The 21,076-nt window shown below is 53.0% G+C and carries 22 protein-coding genes; 7 read left to right on the top strand and 15 right to left on the bottom strand.

What is annotated here, in order from left to right; translation table 11 throughout:
* From waaF to Ga0123462_RS05805, 7 genes are all read right to left on the bottom strand, one after another.
* Entirely contained in the window at positions 1–981 is a 981-nt protein-coding gene (gene waaF, locus Ga0123462_RS05835; RefSeq protein WP_100265440.1) for a lipopolysaccharide heptosyltransferase II, read from the bottom strand.
* The gene (locus tag Ga0123462_RS05830; protein ID WP_100265439.1) at positions 978–1,676 is read right to left on the bottom strand and encodes a class I SAM-dependent methyltransferase; all 699 of its coding nucleotides are present in this window, start codon (positions 1,674–1,676) and stop codon (positions 978–980) included. Before Ga0123462_RS05830 ends, waaF begins: the two co-directional genes overlap by 4 nt.
* Positions 1,673–2,563, bottom strand: coding sequence for a lysophospholipid acyltransferase family protein (locus tag Ga0123462_RS05825; RefSeq protein WP_100265438.1), 891 nt, complete (start codon positions 2,561–2,563; stop codon positions 1,673–1,675). The genes Ga0123462_RS05830 and Ga0123462_RS05825 overlap by 4 nt, the downstream gene beginning before the upstream one ends.
* A gap of 26 nt (positions 2,564–2,589) precedes the next feature.
* Positions 2,590–2,760, bottom strand: coding sequence for a Trm112 family protein (locus tag Ga0123462_RS05820; protein ID WP_100265437.1), 171 nt, complete (start codon positions 2,758–2,760; stop codon positions 2,590–2,592).
* 96 nt (positions 2,761–2,856) lie between these two features.
* Positions 2,857–3,516, bottom strand: a complete 660-nt coding sequence (locus Ga0123462_RS05815) for a Bax inhibitor-1/YccA family protein (protein ID WP_100265436.1) — start codon at positions 3,514–3,516, stop codon at positions 2,857–2,859.
* A 57-nt stretch (positions 3,517–3,573) separates the two neighbouring features.
* Positions 3,574–4,029, bottom strand: a complete 456-nt coding sequence (locus Ga0123462_RS05810) for an FxsA family protein (RefSeq protein ID WP_100265435.1) — start codon at positions 4,027–4,029, stop codon at positions 3,574–3,576.
* Positions 4,030–4,087: 58 nt separating this feature from the next.
* Positions 4,088–5,680: an ABC-F family ATPase gene (locus tag Ga0123462_RS05805; RefSeq protein WP_100265434.1), complete on the bottom strand. Its 1,593-nt coding sequence runs from the start codon at positions 5,678–5,680 to the stop codon at positions 4,088–4,090.
* Positions 5,681–5,828: 148 nt separating this feature from the next.
* On the opposite strand from Ga0123462_RS05805, the gene Ga0123462_RS05800 reads away from it, so the two are divergent.
* Complete coding sequence (locus tag Ga0123462_RS05800; protein WP_100265433.1) at positions 5,829–6,260, top strand: bacteriohemerythrin; 432 nt, start codon at positions 5,829–5,831, stop codon at positions 6,258–6,260.
* Positions 6,261–6,283: 23 nt separating this feature from the next.
* Here Ga0123462_RS05800 and Ga0123462_RS05795 read toward each other — a convergent pair whose 3' ends face one another.
* Entirely contained in the window at positions 6,284–7,519 is a 1,236-nt protein-coding gene (locus Ga0123462_RS05795) for a DEAD/DEAH box helicase (protein WP_100265432.1), read from the bottom strand.
* 122 nt (positions 7,520–7,641) lie between these two features.
* On the opposite strand from Ga0123462_RS05795, the gene Ga0123462_RS05790 reads away from it, so the two are divergent.
* On the top strand, positions 7,642–8,181 hold the full coding sequence (locus Ga0123462_RS05790; RefSeq protein WP_157821289.1) for a GNAT family N-acetyltransferase: 540 nt from the start codon (positions 7,642–7,644) through the stop codon (positions 8,179–8,181).
* Positions 8,182–8,187: 6 nt separating this feature from the next.
* Here Ga0123462_RS05790 and Ga0123462_RS05785 read toward each other — a convergent pair whose 3' ends face one another.
* Positions 8,188–9,369 (bottom strand): M20 metallopeptidase family protein, encoded by a 1,182-nt coding sequence (locus Ga0123462_RS05785; RefSeq protein WP_100265430.1) that lies wholly within the window; start codon positions 9,367–9,369, stop codon positions 8,188–8,190.
* On the bottom strand, positions 9,360–10,487 hold the full coding sequence (locus Ga0123462_RS05780; protein WP_100265429.1) for a carboxylate-amine ligase: 1,128 nt from the start codon (positions 10,485–10,487) through the stop codon (positions 9,360–9,362). Before Ga0123462_RS05780 ends, Ga0123462_RS05785 begins: the two co-directional genes overlap by 10 nt.
* Positions 10,488–10,640: 153 nt before the next feature.
* Here Ga0123462_RS05780 and Ga0123462_RS05775 point away from each other — a divergent pair, with 153 nt between their 5' ends.
* Positions 10,641–11,537 (top strand): recombination-associated protein RdgC, encoded by an 897-nt coding sequence (locus tag Ga0123462_RS05775; protein ID WP_100265428.1) that lies wholly within the window; start codon positions 10,641–10,643, stop codon positions 11,535–11,537.
* Between the two features lie 9 nt (positions 11,538–11,546).
* Entirely contained in the window at positions 11,547–12,359 is an 813-nt protein-coding gene (locus Ga0123462_RS05770; protein WP_100265427.1) for a symmetrical bis(5'-nucleosyl)-tetraphosphatase, read from the top strand.
* A 27-nt stretch (positions 12,360–12,386) separates the two neighbouring features.
* On the opposite strand, the gene Ga0123462_RS05765 is transcribed toward Ga0123462_RS05770, so the two are convergent.
* From Ga0123462_RS05765 to rnd, 3 genes are all read right to left on the bottom strand, one after another.
* Positions 12,387–13,862, bottom strand: a complete 1,476-nt coding sequence (locus Ga0123462_RS05765; RefSeq protein WP_100265426.1) for a GGDEF domain-containing protein — start codon at positions 13,860–13,862, stop codon at positions 12,387–12,389.
* A gap of 179 nt (positions 13,863–14,041) precedes the next feature.
* Positions 14,042–14,680: a hypothetical protein gene (locus Ga0123462_RS05760; RefSeq protein ID WP_232726368.1), complete on the bottom strand. Its 639-nt coding sequence runs from the start codon at positions 14,678–14,680 to the stop codon at positions 14,042–14,044.
* On the bottom strand, positions 14,671–15,870 hold the full coding sequence (gene rnd / locus Ga0123462_RS05755; protein WP_100265424.1) for a ribonuclease D: 1,200 nt from the start codon (positions 15,868–15,870) through the stop codon (positions 14,671–14,673). Before rnd ends, Ga0123462_RS05760 begins: the two co-directional genes overlap by 10 nt.
* Before the next feature lie 237 nt (positions 15,871–16,107).
* On the opposite strand from rnd, the gene serA reads away from it, so the two are divergent.
* From serA to Ga0123462_RS05740, 3 genes are read left to right on the top strand one after another with little or no spacing between them, the layout of a single operon-like run.
* Positions 16,108–17,697, top strand: coding sequence for a phosphoglycerate dehydrogenase (gene serA, locus Ga0123462_RS05750; RefSeq protein ID WP_100265423.1), 1,590 nt, complete (start codon positions 16,108–16,110; stop codon positions 17,695–17,697).
* Positions 17,694–18,650: an ATP phosphoribosyltransferase regulatory subunit gene (locus tag Ga0123462_RS05745; RefSeq protein ID WP_100265422.1), complete on the top strand. Its 957-nt coding sequence runs from the start codon at positions 17,694–17,696 to the stop codon at positions 18,648–18,650. Before serA ends, Ga0123462_RS05745 begins: the two co-directional genes overlap by 4 nt.
* Before the next feature lie 59 nt (positions 18,651–18,709).
* On the top strand, positions 18,710–19,999 hold the full coding sequence (locus tag Ga0123462_RS05740) for an adenylosuccinate synthase (protein WP_100265421.1): 1,290 nt from the start codon (positions 18,710–18,712) through the stop codon (positions 19,997–19,999).
* A 9-nt stretch (positions 20,000–20,008) separates the two neighbouring features.
* Here Ga0123462_RS05740 and Ga0123462_RS05735 read toward each other — a convergent pair whose 3' ends face one another.
* Both Ga0123462_RS05735 and Ga0123462_RS05730 read right to left on the bottom strand, forming a co-directional pair.
* The gene (locus Ga0123462_RS05735) at positions 20,009–20,671 is read right to left on the bottom strand and encodes a hypothetical protein (RefSeq protein WP_100265420.1); all 663 of its coding nucleotides are present in this window, start codon (positions 20,669–20,671) and stop codon (positions 20,009–20,011) included.
* Positions 20,671–21,075, bottom strand: coding sequence for a peptidoglycan-binding domain-containing protein (locus tag Ga0123462_RS05730; protein ID WP_198507295.1), 405 nt, complete (start codon positions 21,073–21,075; stop codon positions 20,671–20,673). Before Ga0123462_RS05730 ends, Ga0123462_RS05735 begins: the two co-directional genes overlap by 1 nt.
* Between the last annotated feature and the right edge of the window lies 1 nt (position 21,076).

Genomic DNA, 21,076 nt, shown 5'->3' with positions numbered 1-21,076 from the left:
CTAGTGTTCCAGCATATTGAGGCAGGCATCGGTCAGTGTTTGCGGTGGAATATTGGCCATGCAGGGGTGTCCAGGAACCGAGCATTCGCGCTGAAGGCAGGGACTGCAATCTGCCGGTTCGTAGAGGATGGCAACCTTATCCCCGCTGGGTGATGTGCGCTCAGGATCAGTGGCACCAAATGGGGCCACGGTTGGAATGCCAAGCCCCGCTGCAACATGCATCAGGCCAGAGTCATTGCAGAGCATCAGCTTTGAAGCGGCTATAAGCTGCAGCGCTTCACTCAGTGCTGTTTCACCAGCGGCGTTCCAGGCTGGGGAGCCAATACCTTCAAGAATTGATTCGGCGACGTTTCGGTCCTCCTGCATGCCGAGAATCAGCGGTTGCCATCCTTTTTCGGCCAGTGCGTGGACTACCGCTCTGAAGCCGTCAGAAGGATAGCATTTGGCACCCCCGAACTGTGCGCCAGGTGCAACAGAAATGGTTCGTTCCGGATTCATTCCATGCTTCTCTATCGCTGCTCTGCCAAGCTCAAGGCCATTTTCGGGAACGGATAGTTCAACCCTGTCACTGCCTGTGGTGATGCCTGTCTGGCGTGCCAGATCGAGGTGGAAAAGGCGATGATGATCGGTTCTGGTGTCGATGCGGTGTCGCACGGGCTGGCTCAGGAGAAGAGAGCGCCACTGCCCGCGATAGCCGATGATCTTTTTTACCCCTGCCCGTTTGCATTGCCACGCGACCCTGAAACTGTTGGGGAAGAGGTAGGCGGTGTCAGCGGCAGGGATGTCGCTGGCATACTCTGCCCCTTTGATATTCAGCCATGGGAGCAGCTCTTTCAGCCAGCTTCGCCCGCAGAGTGTGATCCGGCAATGCTCATGATGCATGCGGTAGTGGGTGGCGATAGCTGACATTGCAGGTTGCGCCATGACAACATCCCCAATCCAGTTGGGTGGCATCAATAGAAGCTGATGTTCATTGCTCATGAAGGGGAGACCGTTTTCCTGTGGCTGTCATTTCTGCTGCAGATAAACAGCATCTGCTGTCGTTTAAAAGGAAACCAGAATTTGAACCTGCTCTGATTAAGTTCCTCTTCGATCTTGAAATGGCGGGCCAGAGTACGGCGGATACCCCTGAGGGAGTAGTAGTAGGGGCGGGTTTTTGAGCAGAGGCTGGGGATCAGCTGCTCTGCCCAGTAGTGCAGCCTTGCTTCCAGCGGACTGTGGGTTCGCATATCGACAACCAGTGTTCCCTCTGGTTTAAGGACGCGTTCAATCTCATGCATAATCAACTCGGGATTGAGAGAGAACGATATTGTATTCAGGCAGATTACCATATCAAAGCTGTCAGCCGGTTTGTTAATGCGTTCCGCTGTTGTGGCAAGAAACTCTCCATCGGGGAGGACTCCTGGAAAACGCCTGCGAAAATCTTCAATAAGTGGATCAAGATAGGTTTTGTTCTTTTGCGGCAGGTTCTGGCTCAGGCAGACGGGGCCGCAGCCAATCTCAAGAATGAATCCATCTTCAGGATACTGGGCTGCATATCGCTGAATAACCGGAAGTATATCCCTCTCCTGTTGCTCACGGTCGATGTTGGGGCTGTGTTTTCTCCACCTGGCCATGGTTTCATTCTGGGATGCCTGCCAGCGGTTGCGGGAAATGGGCTTGTGTCTGTTGCTCATTTCAGGCTCTCTTGTTGTTTCTGTTCCAGCTCATCGAGATAGAGCCAGCGCCTGTGCACCCAGAGCCACAGCTCGGGACGCTGGTGGATGGCGGGAGCAAAGGAGTCACAAATTGTGCGCATGATTTCAATATCGCTGTGTTGATGGCCCTCGCTGAGCGCTGGAAGCTCAATCGGCCAGAACTGGAGCTTGAAGCGGAACGATCTGCCAATGCGATCCAGTCGCACGCCGAAAAGAGGTGTGGCGTATTTGGCGGCAAAGGTGGCTGGAAGGGTGGTCGTATTTCCAAGGTGTCCAAGAAAGGGAACCGGTGTGCCGTTGGAGAGATGCTGATCGACCATGACTGCAATGGCATGTCCGTTTTTCAGTGCTTTAGGAAGCCAGCGCAATCCTTCGTTTCTAGACCGCAGATGGGCACCGAACCGGGTACGGGAATCCAGAAGAAATTTGTCCAGACTCTCCTGCCTGAGGGGGCGGTAGATAATGTCTGTTTCATACCCCATCATTGAAAACGAGAGTGCGCCGAGTTCCCAGTTGCTGTGGTGCATGGCCGTCAGGATAACCCCTTTACCTTGTGCTACAGCATCTCTGAAAGCCTCTTCACCCTCCATCTCAATTCGGGAGAGCAGGTATTCACGCGAACGCATAAATACATGCGGTGTCTCCAGCATGGTTCGTCCGAGTTCAGCAAATGATTCATGGGCAATGCGGATTTTCCAGGCACTCTCCCTCTCCGGATAGATACGATCCAGATTCCGAAGCACAATTGTCCTGTGGCGGCCATCAATCAGGTAGAAGAGACGCCCGAGCCCGGCCCCGAAGGCACCCACAAGGCGCACCGGCAGTAACTGCAGCAGAAAAAAGAGGGATTTGACGAGGAGGGCCAATGTCGATTCCGAGCCGGCTGTTTTTGTTAATCGGTAAGCTCTTTTGCCTCGTCGATCAACATGACGGGAATATCATCGCGGATCGGATACTCAAGCCTGCAGCTGTCGCACACCAGTCCGTTTTTTTTGTCGTTATAGCGGATGTCACCCTTGCATTTCGGGCAGGCGAGAATTTCCATCAGTGCTTTATCCAACATGGTTCACTCCATTGGTACGGTAACAAAGGGGGGTATGATAACGAAAATGCGGCCCGAAAACAGGCCGCATTGTTGATCAATATGCAATTTCTCGATTTATTCGTCGCTGAGTATGCCAAACATGGAGAGCAGATGCTGGAATAGCAGGAAGACATCGAGATAAAGCGTCAGGGCTGCGGCGATAAATTCATTATTCGGATAGTCGCGCAGGATGTTCGACGTGTCATAGAGAATGAATGCCGAGAAGAGCAGTACGCCAACACCTGACAGGGTCAAGGCGAGCATAGGGGACTCAAAGAAGAAATAGTTGGAAAGCCCGAGCACGATCATGGCGATCAAGCCGGTCCAGACAAAACCCTTGAGAAAAGAGAAGTCGCGTTTGGAGATAAAGGTGTAAGCGGTCAATGAAACGAAGGCAACGGCAGTCGTCATATAGGCCTGCAGAACAAGTGTTCCGGATTTTGCGGCCACCATGCCAACGAGAGGTGAAATGGCCATGCCGGTAATGGCGCCGAAAGCGAGCAGGGCGATGAAATTGATGCCTTTGACATGGCGAACTGCCTGCACAGCGAAGATGCCACCGATCATGATGAACAGCATCATCCAGGGGTGTTCATACGGAAAAGCCATGCCGAGAGAGAGATAGGCGCCGATGCTGCCAGCTGCAATGCAGAGGGCGAGCATGCCGTAGGTTTTGCCGAGAAATGAGATGCGTGCGTCAGCCAGTTGGGTGGATGAAATTGTAGCCGTGTTCATGAGTACCTCCGAAAGATCAGTCGTAATGTAGGGGCTAAATAGTGCGGGTCAAGGCGATTAGGGGCGATGTCTCTCTTCCGAAACTATTTCCGCATCGATAATGAGCGGATCATGCGTTTTTCTGGAGCTGCTGTTTGGCGCCCCCCCGGCAGGTCTGCCGATCTGCTGGACGGGCATCACCCTGTTGATGATGAGCTGGCGAAGCTGCGGAACCAGCAGCAGGAAACCGAGCGTGTCGGTGATAAAGCCCGGTGTGAAAAGCAGGAGGCCGGAAATTGCCAGCATAAGCCCGTGAAAGCCGTGATCAGCGGGAAGCTCTCCTTGCGCCATGCGATGCTGTGCATCCACCAGTGTGCTGATGCCCTGCATGCGGATCAGCCATCCACCAAGTGCCGCGGTAAGCAGGCAGAGTGCGATGGTAGGGAGTCCGCCAATGCCGCTGCCAACCTCGATCAGCAGCCAGAGCTCCAGCAGTGGAATGGTGATAAACAGTAGGAACAGGATTCTTAACATAGGCTATGTATAGGGGCGATGGACAGGGGAATCAAGGGGGAGTAAACCTGCCTGGCGTTTATTCGATGCCCTGACTCCTGAGGTACTCTTCATAGCTGCCGTGATAATCGACAATTCCGTCCGGCGTCAGTTCAATGATGCGGGTGGCAATTGAGGCGATCAATTCACGGTCATGGCTGACAAAGATCAGGGTGCCCGGGTAGTTCTCGAGCGCAGTGTTCAGCGATTCGATGAACTCCATGTCCATGTGGTTGGTCGGCTCATCCAGCAGAAGCACATTGGGGTTCAGGAACATGAATTTTCCGAAAAGCATACGCCCCTTTTCGCCGCCTGAGAGCGCCTTGACCGACTTCTTGATCTCATTCTGAGAGAAGAGCATGCGGCCAAGGTTGCCACGCACCTCCTGCTCGCCATGCTCCTTTTTCTTCCACTGTGCCATCCAGTCAAAGAGGCTTATCTCCTCGGAAAAATCTGCGGAGTGATCCTGCGCGTAATAACCCATTTTCACATTTTCAGACCATTTAATCTCACCGCTGGTCGGCTCAAGGTCACCCGCAAGACAGCGTAGCAGTGTGGTTTTACCAATACCGTTGGGGCCGATCACGGCAACGCGTTCCCCAACAGGCACCATCAGATTAAAATTTTCAAACAGTGGTTTGTCATCAAAACCCTTGCTCAGCCCCTTCAGTTCGAGTGCATTGCGGTAAAGTTTTTTGTCCTGAACGAAACGCATGAACGGGTTCACGCGGCTCGAAGGTTTTACCTCATCCAGCTTGATCTTTTCGATCTGTTTCGCACGCGATGTGGCCTGACTCGACTTGGAGGCATTGGCCGAGAAGCGGCTGACGAATGCCTGCAGCTCCTGAATCTGTGCGGTTTTCTTGGCATTGTCTGAGAGTAATTTCTGCTGCACCTGGGATGCAGCTGTCATGTACTCATCATAATTGCCGGGATAGATGCGTAACTCTCCGTAATCAAGATCCGCCATATGGGTGCAGACGCTGTTGAGGAAGTGGCGGTCATGGGAGATGATGATCATGGTGCTGTTGCGCGCATTGATCACCCCCTCAAGCCAGCGGATGGCATTGATATCCAGGTTGTTGGTCGGCTCATCCAGAAGGATGATCTCCGGGTCACCAAACAGTGCCTGTGCCAGCAGCACGCGCAGTTTCCAGCCCGGCGCAATCGATTTCATCAGGTTGTAGTGGTTTTCCACCGGAATGCCCATGCTGATCAACAGGTCTCCTGCATTGGGTTCCGCACTGTAGCCATCCAGATCGGCGAAGTGACTTTCCAGATCGCCGGCGCGCATGCCATCCTCTTCGCTCAATTCGCTCTGGGAGTAGAGGTGATCACGTTCCTGCTTGATCTTCCAGAGCTCCTCATGGCCCATCATCACGGTATCGAGAACAGTGAACTCTTCGAATGCGAAGTGATCCTGGCGCAGCTTTCCGAGCCGCTCGTGCTGGTCGATGATTACATTGCCCGCAGTCGGTTCCAGATCCCCACCGAGAATCTTCATCAGGGTGGATTTGCCGCAGCCGTTTGCGCCAATCAGGCCATAGCGGTTGCCATCTCCGAATTTGACCGAGATGTTTTCAAACAGGGGCTTATCCCCGAACTGCATTGTAATACCGGATGTAGAGATCAAGATGAAGTTCCGTTGTCGCGTGGATTAACCATGTGTACCTATGGCTTGAAGGGTGGCGCAGCTTAGTGATGGGCATGATATATACAAGTGCGGCTGCTTTTCTCACGCTCTCCTGCTATACTAAGCACAGGGAATTGAAGGAGGTGTGATGGAAGGGGCACCATGGAGAATTGCGTGGTCAGATGCACTCAGCATGTCGAATCCGGAGATTGATGCGGAACATAAACAGTTTGTACAACGGGTGAATGAGTTCAACGACGCCATCGTAAGCAGGCGTGAAAAAGAGGATGTTCTCAACATTATGATGCAAATGCTCGATGAGGCGGTAGCGCATTTTGCACATGAGGAGGATCTTTTCGAGGAGAAGGGTTTCCCTTCTGCTGAAGCGCATGTCCAAGCTCATGTAGAACTCACCGAAACCTTTGTTCAAATTCTGAAGGACATTCAGGATACAGAATTCAGTCGTGAGTGGATTGAAATGGGATTGAAAATCAAGAATCTTCTGGTTGAACATGTTCTGGTTGAACATGTTCTGGTTGAGGATACCCAGTACATCGATTACCTGCGAACTGATAAATAAGCTCCGTAAAGGTTAACCGCTCGCTACTTCCGGCGCCTTGGTCTCTTTTTGTTCAGCCATGCGTCATGTTCTTCGACAAGTGATTTAAGGTCAGCCGCTTCAGGTGAAAGCGCGATGGTCGCGGCATAATCCTCTTTGCCGATACTCAGAACCTCGATCGGTTTATTGAGGAAGCCCTGAATCTCTTCAAGCAGTGCTTTCTCTTTCTGGCTGCAAAATGAGATGGCTGTTCCTTTGTTAACACCTCGACCGGTACGGCCAACCCGGTGTACATAGTTTTCAGGCTTTTCAGGAAGATCATAATTAATCACATAGCTCACATCCGGGATATCGATGCCTCGTGCACTGACATCGGTGGCGACCATAATGCGACACGCTCCATCCCTGAACTGCTGCATTGCCTCTGTGCGTTCTTTCTGCTCCTTGTCACCATGAATGTTCACAGCAGTGATGCCTACACGCTCCATGGCCTTTACAACGCGTTCAGCGCGCACTTTGGTGCGAACGAAGACAATCATTTTACTCTCAGGGTTTTCATTGAGCAGTCGCTCAAGAAAGAAGCGTTTGTCGTCCTGCTCAACGAACATCACGGCATGGGATACATTCCTGGAAACCTTGTCCTCGGGCGAGACCTGAATGCGGATGGCGGCACTCTTTACCTGCGAGTAGGCAAGTTTTCGAATCTCATCATTGATGGTGGCAGAGAAGAAGAGGGTCTGGTGCGGGCGCGTCAGCATCTTCTTCACGTACTTGATATCCTCGATAAAGCCGAGATCAAGCATGTGGTCGGCCTCATCGAGCACGAGCGTATCAACCATGTGCAGGCGGATCACCTCCTGATTGATCAGGTCGAACATGCGCCCGGGTGTGGTGACAAGGATATCGATACCATCCTGCAGCCTGGCGATCTGTCGCTCCTGCTCAACACCGCCGAAAAGCGCAAAGGTTTTGACCTTGGTATGGTTGGCGAGCGTTTCGAACACCTGGCCGATCTGCTGCGTCAGTTCGCGGGTAGGGGCCATGACGATGCACTTGATGCCGCGGCTACGCTTGCTGGTCTTGGCGCGATGCACCTTGTCGATCACCGGAATGGCAAAGGCTGCCGTTTTTCCTGTTCCGGTCTGAGCAATGGCCAGCACATCCTCTCCGTTCAGAATCGACGGAATCGCCTTGAACTGGATGTCGGTAGGTCGTTTAAATCCTAGACTTTTCAGGTTCTTCTTCAGCTCTGATGAGATGTAATAGCGATCAAATTTCATGGGGCCTCTTTGGTTTGACTCTGCTGCTGGCGGATAGCCCCAACGCTCAGCGATTTGGTTGGGCATGGCAAATGGTGAATCTGCAAGTTGGCAGCTGCCTTCCACATTCTATAATGGCGCTTATGGAAGAGGTTCGATCAATTCGCTACGCGGTACGACAGGCAAATGCAGGTGATGCAGAGGCGATCAGTGTGGTTGGTTCCACCACCTTTGCGCGTGCTTACGGTGCCATCGTGCGACCTGAGGATATGGCCGAATATCTGGAGCGTATGTTCGATCCATTGCAAATTGCCCTTGAAATTAAGCACTCCAGGGCCATCTACTTTGTCGCTGAAGATGAAAAACAGGTGTTGGGGTATGCCAAATTAATGGTAACCACCACTCCCCGGTTGTTACCTGATAAAGGCTTCATTGAACTGGTGCGTCTCTATGTCGATGCGAATCACTACGGTAAAGGCATTGGTGAGCGACTCTTGTCCGCAGCACGATCAAAGGCAGTTGCTTCCGGCTATTCCGGCTGGTGGCTGCGCGTATGGGAGAAGAATGAGGGGGCGATCCGCTTCTACCAGCATCATGGATTCGCTACAGTCGGCAGCGAACCCTACCTGATAGGTGAAACTGCCAATCCGGTCGCTCTGATGTTCGAAGCTTTGCAGAGCTGAATCCGTTTACTGGTTCAGCGCGAGCGCTGCGAAGGCGGCTATGCCGGAGCGCATTGAGGACTCATCAATATCGAAATTGGGGTGGTGCAGAGGGTAACGGGTTTCCGGCCCGCCTCCTGTGCCGAGGCGGAACAGGCAGCCTGGAATCTCACGCATGAACTCGGCGAAATCCTCGCCGCCCAATGATGGTTCAGGAAGATCTACCTGGGCAATATCAGGAAATGATTCGCTAATTATTTCAGCAGCTTGTGATAATAGTTTCGAGTCGTTGGTTAATACGGGCGTGGCCTGTTTCAGGGTAAAGCGGGCGGTGGCCCCCCAGGCTTCACAGGTCTGGCGGATGATGCGATCCATCAGCGCACGAATCTCTTCATGCGACTCCGGATGCAGGCTGCGGATGGTGCCGGAGAAGCCAACCCGATCGGGAATCACATTGCCCGCATATCCGCCCTGAATCTGTCCGATGGTAAGCACAGCCGGATGCAGCGGATTAACCCGGCGACTGACAATGTGGTGCAGCGCCTGAATGACGTGGCTTGCGATCAGGATGACATCTATACATTCGTGCGGTCGGGCAGCGTGGCCGCCACGCCCTTGGATCTCGACATCAAACATGTCAGCTGCCGCACACATAGGGCCCTGCCTCATGCCGACGGAGCCGGCGGGAAGATAGGGGAAGACATGCATGGCATAGATCTGCTCAGGTTGTCCGGTCGATTCGAAAAGGTGTTCACGCAGCATGGCTGCAGCGCCTTCACAGGTCTCCTCTGCAGGCTGGAAGACAAACGCGATATTGTGATTCAGCGTCTCTTTGTGGCTGCAGATTACTTTTGCGGCGCCGAGCAGGACTGCAGTGTGCACATCGTGGCCGCAGCTGTGTGAAATGCCCTCAAAGTGGGATGCATAGGGCAGCTGTTTTCCATCACGGATCGGCAGGGCATCCATGTCGGCACGAAAGGCGATCCACGATTTGGCGGGATCAATGCACAATGTGGCCAGAACTCCGAAGCCGCCAATGTTTTCACGCACTTCCAATCCCAGCTTCCGGCATTCACCGGCGACCAGCAGGGCCGTTTTCTCCTCCGCTCCCGAGAGCTCCGGATGTTCATGAATATGGCGGCGGATTCTGATGATCTCCGGTATCATCCGGTCTACTGTGGTAGCCAGTATGTTGTTATCTACTCGCATCTGTTGCTCCAACCATCCAGTTCACGCATGGCTCGTATCATGGCTGAAAAATCGTCAGTTGTATCGAACAGTTCGCGCTGTGATTCGGCTCCGCCCCCATTGTTCCGCCAGCGATCGATCTGGGAAGAAACCAGTTCAAGTTCGCTGGCTGCATATCCCTGATCGGCAAGCTGCTGTAATCTGTGTTCAAGCCAGTCCAGAACCGGAACAAGCTCTTCGGTGAAGGGATCGATAATCGTTGCTCGTATGCCGTAGCGGCATGCACGCCAGCGATTTTCTCTGATCAGGGAGGGGTGAACCTTGGGGCGCTCAGAATCCTGTGCGGCAGCCATTGCTTCCGCACGGACATAGGCGATATAGGCAGCCGTGTCGTTATAACTGGTCGGCATATCTCCGATACGGACTTCAAGTGTTCCGAAATCGGGATGTGGGCGCATTTCCCACCATATATCGCGTACCGATTCGATGCTGCCTGTCGCAGTAAGCCGGGCGGTACAGTGTTCGAAATCTTTCCAGTCTGCAAAGTAGAAGGGCATGCCCCCCTGGCTCAAACCCTCAAAAATTTTGATGCGACTGGCAGCCAGTCCAGTTTTTTCTCCGTGCCAGAAAGGAGAGTTGGCGGATATGGCCAGGAAAATAGGCATGATCGGAAGCAGGTGGTTCATTGCTTTGATGCAGGTATCTCCGTCGGGCATGCCGACATGGACATGAATGCCGCAGATATTGAAGCGGCGTGCGACCCACTGCAGGCGTTTAAGCAGTTTGTAGTAACGCGTGTCGTCACTGACCACCTGTTCACGCCAGTGGGATACCGGATGCGTTCCGGAGGAGAGCAGGGCGGCATTCTCTTTTCTGAGCACCGCATCAACATCCCTGTAGAGTTCGGCCAGCTGCCGCATGGCATCAGGAGTATTGCGCTGGATGTCCGTGTTGGTTTCGACAATCGATGTGAAGAGTTCCGGCTTGATACGCGGTGTATTGCCAACCGCAGCAAATACGTTCGGAGCTGCGGGAATCTGGCTGCCCGAATTCCCATCTACACACATCCACTCCATCTCCACGCCCAGCGTTCCGAAAGCGGAGCTGTTAAAGGGGATTGTGGAATCAGGAGTGCCCATTGCTGTTAATTATAGCCTAAGTGGCTGTCTCTATAAAAGCTTTTGGAGAGAGGCCAGAGATATGTTGTGATGTTTGACGCCTTTGGTACATTGCGCAGCGCACGAAGCACCCGGTATATGAATCGCACATCCGGGTAGAGGGGACAGCCATTCATGTGGTTTAAAAATATACATTTTTATCAATTCGAGGCGCCATTCAAGCTGACCGGTCAGCAACTGAACGAGGCACTGTTTAAACAAAAGGCGCGTCGCTGCGGACAGATGGAGATGACAAGTCAGGGCTGGTGTCCACCACTTGGCATGAGCAGCGAGATGCTTGTGCATCAGAGTGGCGCCAACCTGATGATCTGCCTGCGCCGTGAAGAGAAGGTGCTGCCTTCCTCACTGGTTCGCGAACGTGTTGAGGAGCAGGCTCTGGCTATTGAAGCGGAGGCGGGGCGCCCGGTTGGCCGTAAAGAGCGCCGGGATATCAAGGATGCCGTATTGCAGGAGTTGATGCCCAAAGCGCTGGTTCGTGCCAGCCAGACCTTTGCCGCTATTTTGCCCGAGTCGGGCTGGTTGATTATTAATGCCGCCAGCGCCAAAAAATGTGAAGAGTTGATGGAGACGCTGAGGAAAACGCTCGGTACGCTCAACGTTGTGATTCCGGCAACGGAGGAGTCGCCGGAAGGGGCGATGACGCGCTGGCTTCAAAACGAAGCAAGCCTGCCTCAGGGGTTTTCGCTTGAAGATGCCTGCGAGTTGTATGCTGCAACTGATGCAGGAGGTGTTATTCGCTGTCGCAATGTGGATATTTCTCGTGACGAGGTTCGAGCCCATCTTGCCGCAGGTTACCGGGTTCGGCGTATGGCGATGAACTGGCAGGAGCGGATGAGTTTCATCCTGCACGAGGATCTGTCGGTGCATCGCATGCGCTTTGATTCTGCTGTGCTGGATGAGTCTGAGGGCGATGATGATGCAAGCCGTTTCGATGCCGACTTCACCATTATGGCTTCAGAACTGGCAGAATTCATCCCGATTCTATTGGCTGCGTTGAACAGCAAAGCGTAGGGTTTTGCTATGACAGTATATGCGGTTGGGGATATTCAGGGCTGTTATGATCAGCTGAAAGAGCTTTTGAATAAAGTGAGATTCAACCCCGAAAAAGACACGCTCTGGTGTGCAGGTGATCTGGTAAATCGCGGGCCAAAATCGCTTAAAACGCTCCGTTTTCTCAAATCGTTGGGTGATGCCGCAGTCTGTGTTCTGGGCAACCATGATCTGCATCTGCTTGAACTGGCGGCAGGTGGACAGAGCTACCGACGTGATACGCTGAGAAAGATTCTCAAGGCAGATGATCGTGATGAACTTATTGAGTGGCTTCGCCACCTTCCTTTGCTGCATCACGACAAAAAGCTTGGCTGGTGCATGGTGCATGCAGGTCTGCATCCTGACTGGAGCCTGAAAAAGGCAAAGAAGCGTGCCAGAAAGGTGGAAAAGAGGCTTCAAGGCGCGCAGTGGAAGGGGTTCTGCAAACAGATGCACCACCGAATGTTTCCTCTTCGTGAACCGAAGAGGGGTGGAGATGAGCGAGCACTGTTTTCTGCTGCCGTATTTACGAGGACCCGTTACTGCACCAGAGATGGTAAATTCAACTGGGATGTTCGATCGGGGAAAAGCCGCAACAGACGTGAAAAACCCTGGTTCGAACACAGTCGGTTGGCCTGGCATAGAAACTGCCATGTCGTCTACGGCCACTGGGCAGCAATGGGGCTAGTGGTAGATAAACCCTATGTGCTCGGACTGGATACCGGATGCGTCTGGGGGGGGAGCCTGACGCTGGCCAAGCTCAAACCGAGAGGGCAGTGGGTGATTGCTGCACAGACAATGTAACAAGAGATAAAGAAAATGCGGACGGTTTCACGCGATGGCTTTCACTGCCGTCTCATCTGTCGTTAAGTGGTACTGTTCGTCGGCAAATATGCGCATGCACCCCTTGCCGGCCTTTTTAGCCATGTAGAGCGCTTCATCCGCCTGTTTCAGAATGCCTTCAGCATCCACCGTTTCACAGGACTGTGTGCAGATCCCGATCGAGACACCTGCTCTTAACTTGGGATGGTTGGCAAGACGGAGCTTTGACACCTTTTCCAGGATTCTCATACCTATAGCTTCAAGCCCGGAGCCTTCAATGCCATTGTCGCTGGGAATAAGCATTACAAACTCATCGCCGCCATAGCGGGCACAGGTGTCATAGTCGCGAAGGCTCTCACGGATACTGTCTGAGATATGCTTAAGCACCTGATCGCCGACCTGATGGCCATAGGTGTCATTGATATGCTTGAAATTATCCAGGTCGATAAAACCGCAGGAGAGTGTGCCATTTCTTGTTCGTTTGGTACGGCTGACTTCATGATAGAGCTGCATATCGAACTTTCGCCGGTTAAAAACCCCAGTCAGTCCGTCGAAGATCGCCATCTCTTCCAGCGTATGCAGATGATCAAGCGTCTTGAAAGTCATGTTAAGGTGAATTGAAGCCAACTCCAGGGAGGTTTTCTGATCTCTGGAGAGCGCATGCTGGAAGTCGAACAGCAGTGCGCCAGCAAGCCTTTGATCCTGCCAGACCGGCAGGATAATATTGTAGCTGACATCCAGCTCTGTACAAGCAAGCTGAATGGGAGGATGGAGCTCTTTATAGCGGTCGCTCCACGTAAGTGTGGCACATGCCTCGCCAATATTCTTACAGGCCGAAAATCCGCAGGAGTGACTCGCACATTCAGGTTTCTTGCTGCCAATGGCGCCAATAAATTCAATCTTGCCTTGCTTGTCGATCATGATAGCCAGGCCTTTGCTGGCATTCATGTGAGAGTGAATGCCTTCGAAAGATTTGCTGGTCAGTTCAGATAGCGGCGGCCTCTCTTCAAGCAGCAGCGATATATCCATCATCTGGTCAAGCAGGTTTAGGCGGGAGCTCTGCTTCTGAATGGTCTGTTCATCTTTTAGCAGGTGATTTGCCTGATCAAACAGTAGCTTGGCCGACTTGGCTGATATCAGTTCTATATGGTGGGGTTCGGTATAATCACGAAGTTTTTTATAGAGGTCCGGATCGCCAGTGACATCAATGACAATATCGCCCCTGAATGCTTCCAGTGCTGTATCGAAATCGGTAGATGTTTTAACACCCAGCATTCTGGCTAACTCAAAGGCCGGTGCATTCTCTACCTTGTCCACAATGGTGGACACTGAAACGCCATCGTAACCGCTAAGCACATCCAGAATCGACAGCCCGCCGATACCACCACCGAAAACAAGCACCTCCAACGTTTTAGCATTGTTGGTGACGCTAGCTATCGTTTCCGAAAGCTTCTGAAGCTCCTCTTCGCTTCTGATATATTTCACGGGACACCTCCGTCGCCAGGGCCTGATTATGGTATATCGGAAAATAACTCCGACTCTTTAATAATTTGTGTGGGCGGAAGTGATGAATAGAGGCGTAAAGGCTGGTAAACAGAACTGCAGCAGCCAGAGCGCATGGACTCACCTCTCCATAACTTGCCCTTGGCAATTATTGAATCAGGCTATTCGTGTGACCAGTTCCGGATCGCTTCGACATAGTCAGCCTCATCTTTCAGCTTTTCAGCATCGGGAACAAATACATTCATGTTTGATGAGTTGAGGTGATCCAGCCAGCCGCCTAGAAACTGGCGGTAGAGTTCATCCATCATCTTATCGTCACGGGCAGCCCTGGCACCTATATAGTCACCACTTGAAGCGATCTCACCGCGAACTGCAATATCGAGATTGGATATGATTGAAACGGTACTTGTATCGAGAGCAGCGAAGTGACCGGAAACATTAAGGTAAACCAGCCACGGTGTGCCTGGTTTAAGGACTGCGATGCACTCAAGCATCTGTCTCTTGTCCGGCAGCGGCGCACTTGAATTACGGTGCAGAACGGCATGGGCAAAGATGCCGCGCATCAGAAAATCAAATGTGCCGGCTTTCTTCTGGGGTATCAGTACCTGAGACATATCTTTTGTCAGTCGGCGACCACTCCACTCTTCGGCTGTTTTCTTATCCGTAATGCACGCATCACCATCTTCCAGGGGTTCGGCATAGGTGCATTCGCGCCATGTCTGATCCTTCTGCAGTCGCCATGCATGGGCGCCGGAGGGGGAGAGGGCATCTATAGAGAAGCAGAGTTTCATCACTGGCATGTCTGATCAAATTCTGTGATGACTGGCATGCCGGTATTCGGATCAAGGTGCAGGCATATCTCACCGCGTAAAAGCCGCAACAGATCATGGCCAACGAGTTCGTATCGCCAGCCATGCAGGCAGGCCACCTCGGGAACATCTCCCTTGCAACGATAGCCCCATGAAGCAAGTTCTGAGAGGTCCGACTTGCTGGCAAGTATCGGGGAGGCGATCTCTCCATCTTCAGCCTTCAGCCGCACCAGCGTGTCCAGCATCTCCAGCCTCAGTTCGGTTCCTTTTGTATTGTGGCGGCGTGCAGGAAGCTTTGGCCAATGCTCTTCAGGGCACTCCATGCCACTCTGCCATGCATTGATAATCGCATCGCCATGGCGTTTGACGAAACCAGAGTTAACGCCGCGGATCCCACTCATGCTCTCCAGAGTCAATTTGTCCCTGCGTGACATTTCAAGCAGTTGCTCATCCGCAATCATGCGGCGCCTCGGAATATTGTGGTGCTGTGCCTGGCGCTCCCGCCATGCCGAAAGAGCCCTGAGTGTTGCCAGTTGCCTGCCTTTCAGGCGGTTAGAGCCTTTTACACGCCAGAAAACATTCGCTTCATCACTTTCGTATGTGGCCGGGTCACAGAGCGAAGCCTGCTCTTCGATTAGCCAATTCATGCGGCCCTGGGCTTCCAGCCGCTCTTTCAGGTGCTGGTAGACAGGCATCAACCAGATTACATCGTCAGCAGCGTAATCAAGCTGCTTCTGCCGTAGCGGCCGCGCTTTCCAGTCGCTGAAAGACTCCTGTTTGGCCAGTGTTTTCTTGGTGATGCGCTGTACAAGGTTGCCAAAGCCTATCTGCTGTCCGAATCCGAGCAGTGCAGCAGCAATCTGCGTGTCAAACAGCGGCAGAGGCATGAATCCCGATTCCTTGACAACAATCTCAACATCCTGTCGGCCGGCATGAAATACTTTCAGAATCTCGGGATTGGCCATGATTTTCCAGATGGGGGTCAGGTCTGGTAATTCTATCGGGTCGATAATCCAGCACTGGCCACAACCGTAAATCTGAAGCAGCGCAAACTCAGGATAGTAAGTTGATTCACGGTGAAACTCTGTATCGACACAGAGTACACGGCAGCGGCTGATCTCGATGCACGCTTTCTCTAGCTGCGTCTGGGAGTTAATGAACTGGTAGGATGAGTCGGACATGGCGAGAGCCTAGCTTGGAATTCTGATAAGAACAGTTTCTAGTCTGCAGTTTGGCATTTCCGGTATCGCGATGTGCCACACTCTCACAGTTTAATCTTTGCAAGTTGACCGTTGGGACTCTGGATATAGAGTGCCCACGCACTCCGGTTCGCTAGACGCCTGATGGCCCGAAAAACGGGCATGTCGCATATTCGTCCTCCTGGCGTGCAAACAGCTATTTGCCGAGGAGTTAATAAAGTGCCCAAAGTCTGGATTGCTGACAAGATGTCCTCCCGTGCGATTGAAGTGTTCAAGGCGCGCAATATCGAGGTTGATTATAAACCCGGCCTCTCCGATGAAGAGAAGTTGTCTATTGTCGGTGACTACGATGCCATTGCGGTTCGTTCTTCGACAACACTGAAGGGTGAACTTCTCGAAGCAGCCAAGCGCGTAAAAGTGATCGGACGTGCCGGCATCGGTGTCGATAATGTCGACGTTGAGGGGTGCTCCAGGCGCGGAATCGTGGTGATGAATACGCCTTTCGGCAATACCATCACCACCGCTGAACTTGCCGTGGCACACATCGTGGCGGCTGCCCGTATGATTCCGCAGGCTTCCGAATCGACCAAGGCCGGCAAATGGGAGAAGTCCCGTTTCATGGGAATGGAGTTGACCGGCAAGAAGGCGGGTGTGATTGGTGCGGGCAATATCGGCGCGATCGTATGCGATCGCCTGAAAGGGCTGCATATGTCGGTGTTTGTCTATGATCCATTTATCTCCGACGAGCGCGCATCAGCGATGGGTGTCACCAAGGTGGAGACAGTTGCTGAGCTTGCCGAAACCGTTGATATCCTGACCATCCATGTTCCGCTTCTTGCAGCCACCCGCAATTTGATCAATGCCGACATCATCGGACGTATGAAGAAGGGCTCTATTCTCGTCAACTGTGCCCGTGGTGGTATTGTTGATGAGGATGCACTTTATGACGCATGTGCATCGGGCCATCTCAGAGCGGCGGCTCTGGACGTGTTCGCGACTGAACCGGCACGTGAAAATCGCCTGTTCGAACTGGACAACATCAGCTGCACGCCTCATATCGGCGCCTCAACCAACGAGGCACAGGAGAATGTGGCGGTACAGGTGGCCGAGCAGATGGCCGATTACCTGCTTTCAGGTGTGGTATCCAATGCGGTCAACGTACCTTCGCTGACCCAGGAAGAACAGCGCCTGCTCGCACCATACCTGTTGCTGGCCGAGCGCATGGGAAGTTTTATCGGCCAGACCATGAAGCCGGGTTATTCGCGGGTTAAGGTCTCCTTCGAGGGTAAGGCGGCATCAATCAACCGCAAACCGTTGATCAACGTAATACTGCAGGGACTGCTCTCCCAGAGTATGGAAGAGGTCAATGCTGTTAATGCCGGTATGCTGGCCAAGGATCGCGGTATTGATATTTCGGAGACGGGGTCTGATTCGTCGGATCACTTTGCCACCCTGATCAAGCTGGAGGTGGAAGGTGATGAAGGGGTGCGTACGGTTTCCGGCACGCTGTTCGATGAACGTCGTCCGCGCCTTGTGAATATCGATACCTGCGAGGTTGAAATTGCGCCGGTAGGTAACCTGATCTTCTTCCAGAACGAAGACAAACCGGGCGTGATTGCATCAATCGGTGCAGTGCTTGCAGATGCCGGCATCAATATCGGAGACTTCAGGCTTGGTCGCCGTGAGGACACCGGTAGCGCCGTAGCCCTGATTCAGGTGGATACGCCACCAAGTCAGGATGTTCTCGATCGTATGTCTGAACTCAGACATGTTCTGGAAGTCCGGTATGCCGAACTGGGGGATATGTGAAACATAAACCGATCATCGGGCTGGATGATGCATTTGGCTCCCGTGCAAAAGCGCTGCGAAACATGCAGGGCAAGCTGCTTGAGCTTTTTGAGGCAGCCGGCTACGAAGAGGTTATTCCACCGATTCTGGAGCGTCCCGATGCATTGAAATCGGGCGCTGGCCGTTTTCTGGCTGACCAGACCGTTGTGTTTTCCGACCCTGCCGGTGCAGGAACCCTGGCAATTCGATCTGATATGACACCTCAGATTGCCCGCATCGCCGCCACCCGTCTGCAGGCTGAAGCTGTCCTCAAACTATGCTATTCAGGCACGGTGATGCTGGCACGTCCGGATGTGCGAGGCGGTTCGCGTCAGCAGTGGCAGACCGGTGTGGAGTGTCTCGGCGTGGCAGGAGCGGCCGGGGATATCGAGGTACTGCATCTGGCAGCCCGTTCGATGCTCGCAGCAGGCTTTAACAAGCCGGTGTTGCAGGTGGGCCATATCGGGCTGCTGAAGGCACTGGTGGCCGGTTGTTCAACGCCGCTTGAGAAGTGGACCGCTCTTCTGGCGCGCCGCTCACCTGATGACCTGCTGGAGATAACCCGCAATGAACCGCTTGCACAGGATCGTGTTGATGCGCTTGTTGCGCTTGCCAGGGGCAGGGGAGACCAGCACTGGATTGCCGAAAATGTTGGTAAATTCGGGGCTGATTTTGACCAGGCCGCCAATGAACTGCTTGAGCTTGTTCAGCAGGTGGGAGAAAGGGTTGAGGGCGACGTCAGCCTCTACGCTGATGCTGCTGTGATGCCGCGCTTCCTTTACCACAGCGGCATCCTGTTTGCCGGTTACGCTGCAGGCGCTTCACAGGCTCTGCTTTATGGCGGACGTTACGATGCGATGATGAAGGCACATGGCCGTGATATGCCGGCGACTGGATTTTCATGTGACCTCTGGGCACTGATCGACGAAGTTTGAATGGATGCCCGTAAGGGTGTGAGCCATCTCGTGATGGCATGTAAAACAAGAGGAATGATATGACAAATACAGTTGCAATCGGAATCCAGTGGGGCGATGAGGGAAAAGGTAAGATCGTTGATCTTATGGCTCCTGAAATGGATGTGGTAGCCCGCTTTCAGGGCGGTCCCAATGCAGGACATACACTGGTTATTGGTGACCAGAAGACCGTATTGAACCACATTCCGTCCGGTATTCTTCATGACGAGACACTCTGCCTGATCGGTAACGGCACTGTGGTTGATCCGTTCCGACTCGTGGAGGAGATGGACATGCTGCTCACTGCAGGTATTCCTGTAGCAGAGCGTCTGAAAATTTCCGAGCGTTGCCAGTTGATCCTGCCGTATCACCGTTCGCTTGATGCGGCGCGTGAAGCGGCCAAAGGCAAAGGTAAAATCGGAACCACTGGCAAGGGCATCGGCCCCTGCTATGAAGATAAGACCGCTCGCCGTGGTATCCGTCTGGTTGACCTGACTTCTGCCGACCTTGATGCGCGAATCGATTCAAATCTCGAATATGTGAACTTCATGCTTACCCAGTACCTGAAGGCGGAACCGGTAAGCCGAACTGAAGTGGACAAGGCACTGGATTTGGCCAGAGAACGTCTGCTGCCGCTATCAGCCGATGTGCCGTTGATTCTGCAGAAGCGCATCAAAGCGGGAGACAAGGTGCTTTATGAGGGTGCACAAGGTTCGATGCTCGACGTTGATCACGGTACATACCCGTTTGTGACATCCTCGAACACTGTAGCCGGTGCAGCGCTTGCAGGTCTTGGTGTCGGGCCAGGTCAGGTGGATGCGGTTCTCGGCATTTGCAAGGCATATACGACGCGTGTCGGTTCGGGTCCTTTTCCTACTGAACTCTACAATGCAGAGGGTATGGATTGCCCATCCGGTCGCCACATGGCTGAGAAGGGTAACGAGTTTGGCGCCACAACCGGACGCCCTCGTCGAACTGGCTGGTTTGATGCCGTCGTGGTTAAACATGCGGTGCGCATCAACGGCGTGACCGGCCTTGCGATTACCAAGATGGATGTGCTTGATGGCCTCAAAGAGGTGAAGCTCTGTACCGGCTATGAGCTGAATGGTGAAGTACTGGAATCGGTGCCGGCCTGCTGCCAGCAACTGGATCAGGTCACGCCTGTCTATGAGACGCTTCCGGGCTGGAGCGAGAACACGTTTGGTGCCACATCACTGGACCAGCTGCCTGCCAATGCGGTTGCGCTGTTGAGAAGGATTGAAGAGGTATGTGACTGCCCGGTATCGATGCTCTCAACGGGTCCGGATCGTAACCATATCATTCACCTCTGATTATCATCGCTAAGGGGTTTTCCACCCCTTGCTGGAGAACCACTCCGGATCAAGCTCATCAAGCAGAGAGTAGGGCGCTTTCTGTTTCAACAGCCACTCTGCAAGTGATGAAAAATCGGAGTGTTTGACCGGAAGAGATCGGTAGCGGATCTCGGTAAGCAGTTGACTGTGGGTTATTTCGGGCAGGAGAAGCGGGGATGCATCCAGCTTGATATGATCTATCGGTTCAAGCCTATCTTCTGATACGCAGAGCAGCGAAATATTGGCCCTGTTTCTTATATCGTTCAGGTCATCAATAAAGCGGCGAGGATAACTCTCCTGCAAATGATTGCTGCACCAGAGTTCGTCAAAATTATGCAGAATAAGCAGCGCGTTCAGACTCTTCTCCTGCATCTGATCGAATATATCTCCGAGAGAAGATATCTGATCATCATGATGCCAGAAGTTGCTTGATATGGCCTTCAGAAGCCCTTTGTAATCAAGACGATAGAAGCACATATTAATCTGAATGATCAGAATGGAGGGGGGGATGTATTGCTGCAGATCCTCCAGTGTCCGCCTGCGTCCCTGACCATGCGGACTTATCAGGTTGATCGACTCACCCAAACATAACCTGTCGGCCAGAGAGATTGTGAACTCGGGCCTCAGGATGCTGGGAGATTCATGCTGCATCAGGTAAGTGGCGGCTCCGAAATCCGCACAGGTTGAGGGCGCTCGATCTCCTGCCGTAACTCATCTTCAGTAATAATGCCTTTCTGAATCAGGAGACGGGTAATGGCATGCAGTTGTATCTGATGATCGCGGTCATCTGGGAGGGCCTTATCCGTAGCCTTGACGGCACTGCTTCTGGCTTGCACATCGATTCCGAAATTCTGGCGCAGCATGTTCAAAAGCGCTTCATCAACCACACCAGTGGGCTTCAGGCCTTTCTTTGACTGGAAATCTTTAACGGCATCGCGGGTTGAAACGCCAAACAGGCCGGGTCGGTCGTTCATGGGGTAGCCCATGCGTTGCAACAACTCCTGAAGCATTGATACGCCCTTGCCACGCACATACATTTTCAGATCTCTGCCCATC

Source organism: Mariprofundus ferrinatatus (genome assembly GCF_002795825.1).
In the GTDB taxonomy this organism is placed as follows: domain Bacteria; phylum Pseudomonadota; class Zetaproteobacteria; order Mariprofundales; family Mariprofundaceae; genus Mariprofundus; species Mariprofundus ferrinatatus.
Note: the sequence above shows the minus strand (reverse complement) of the source record. Positions and strands in the feature narration are given on the sequence as shown.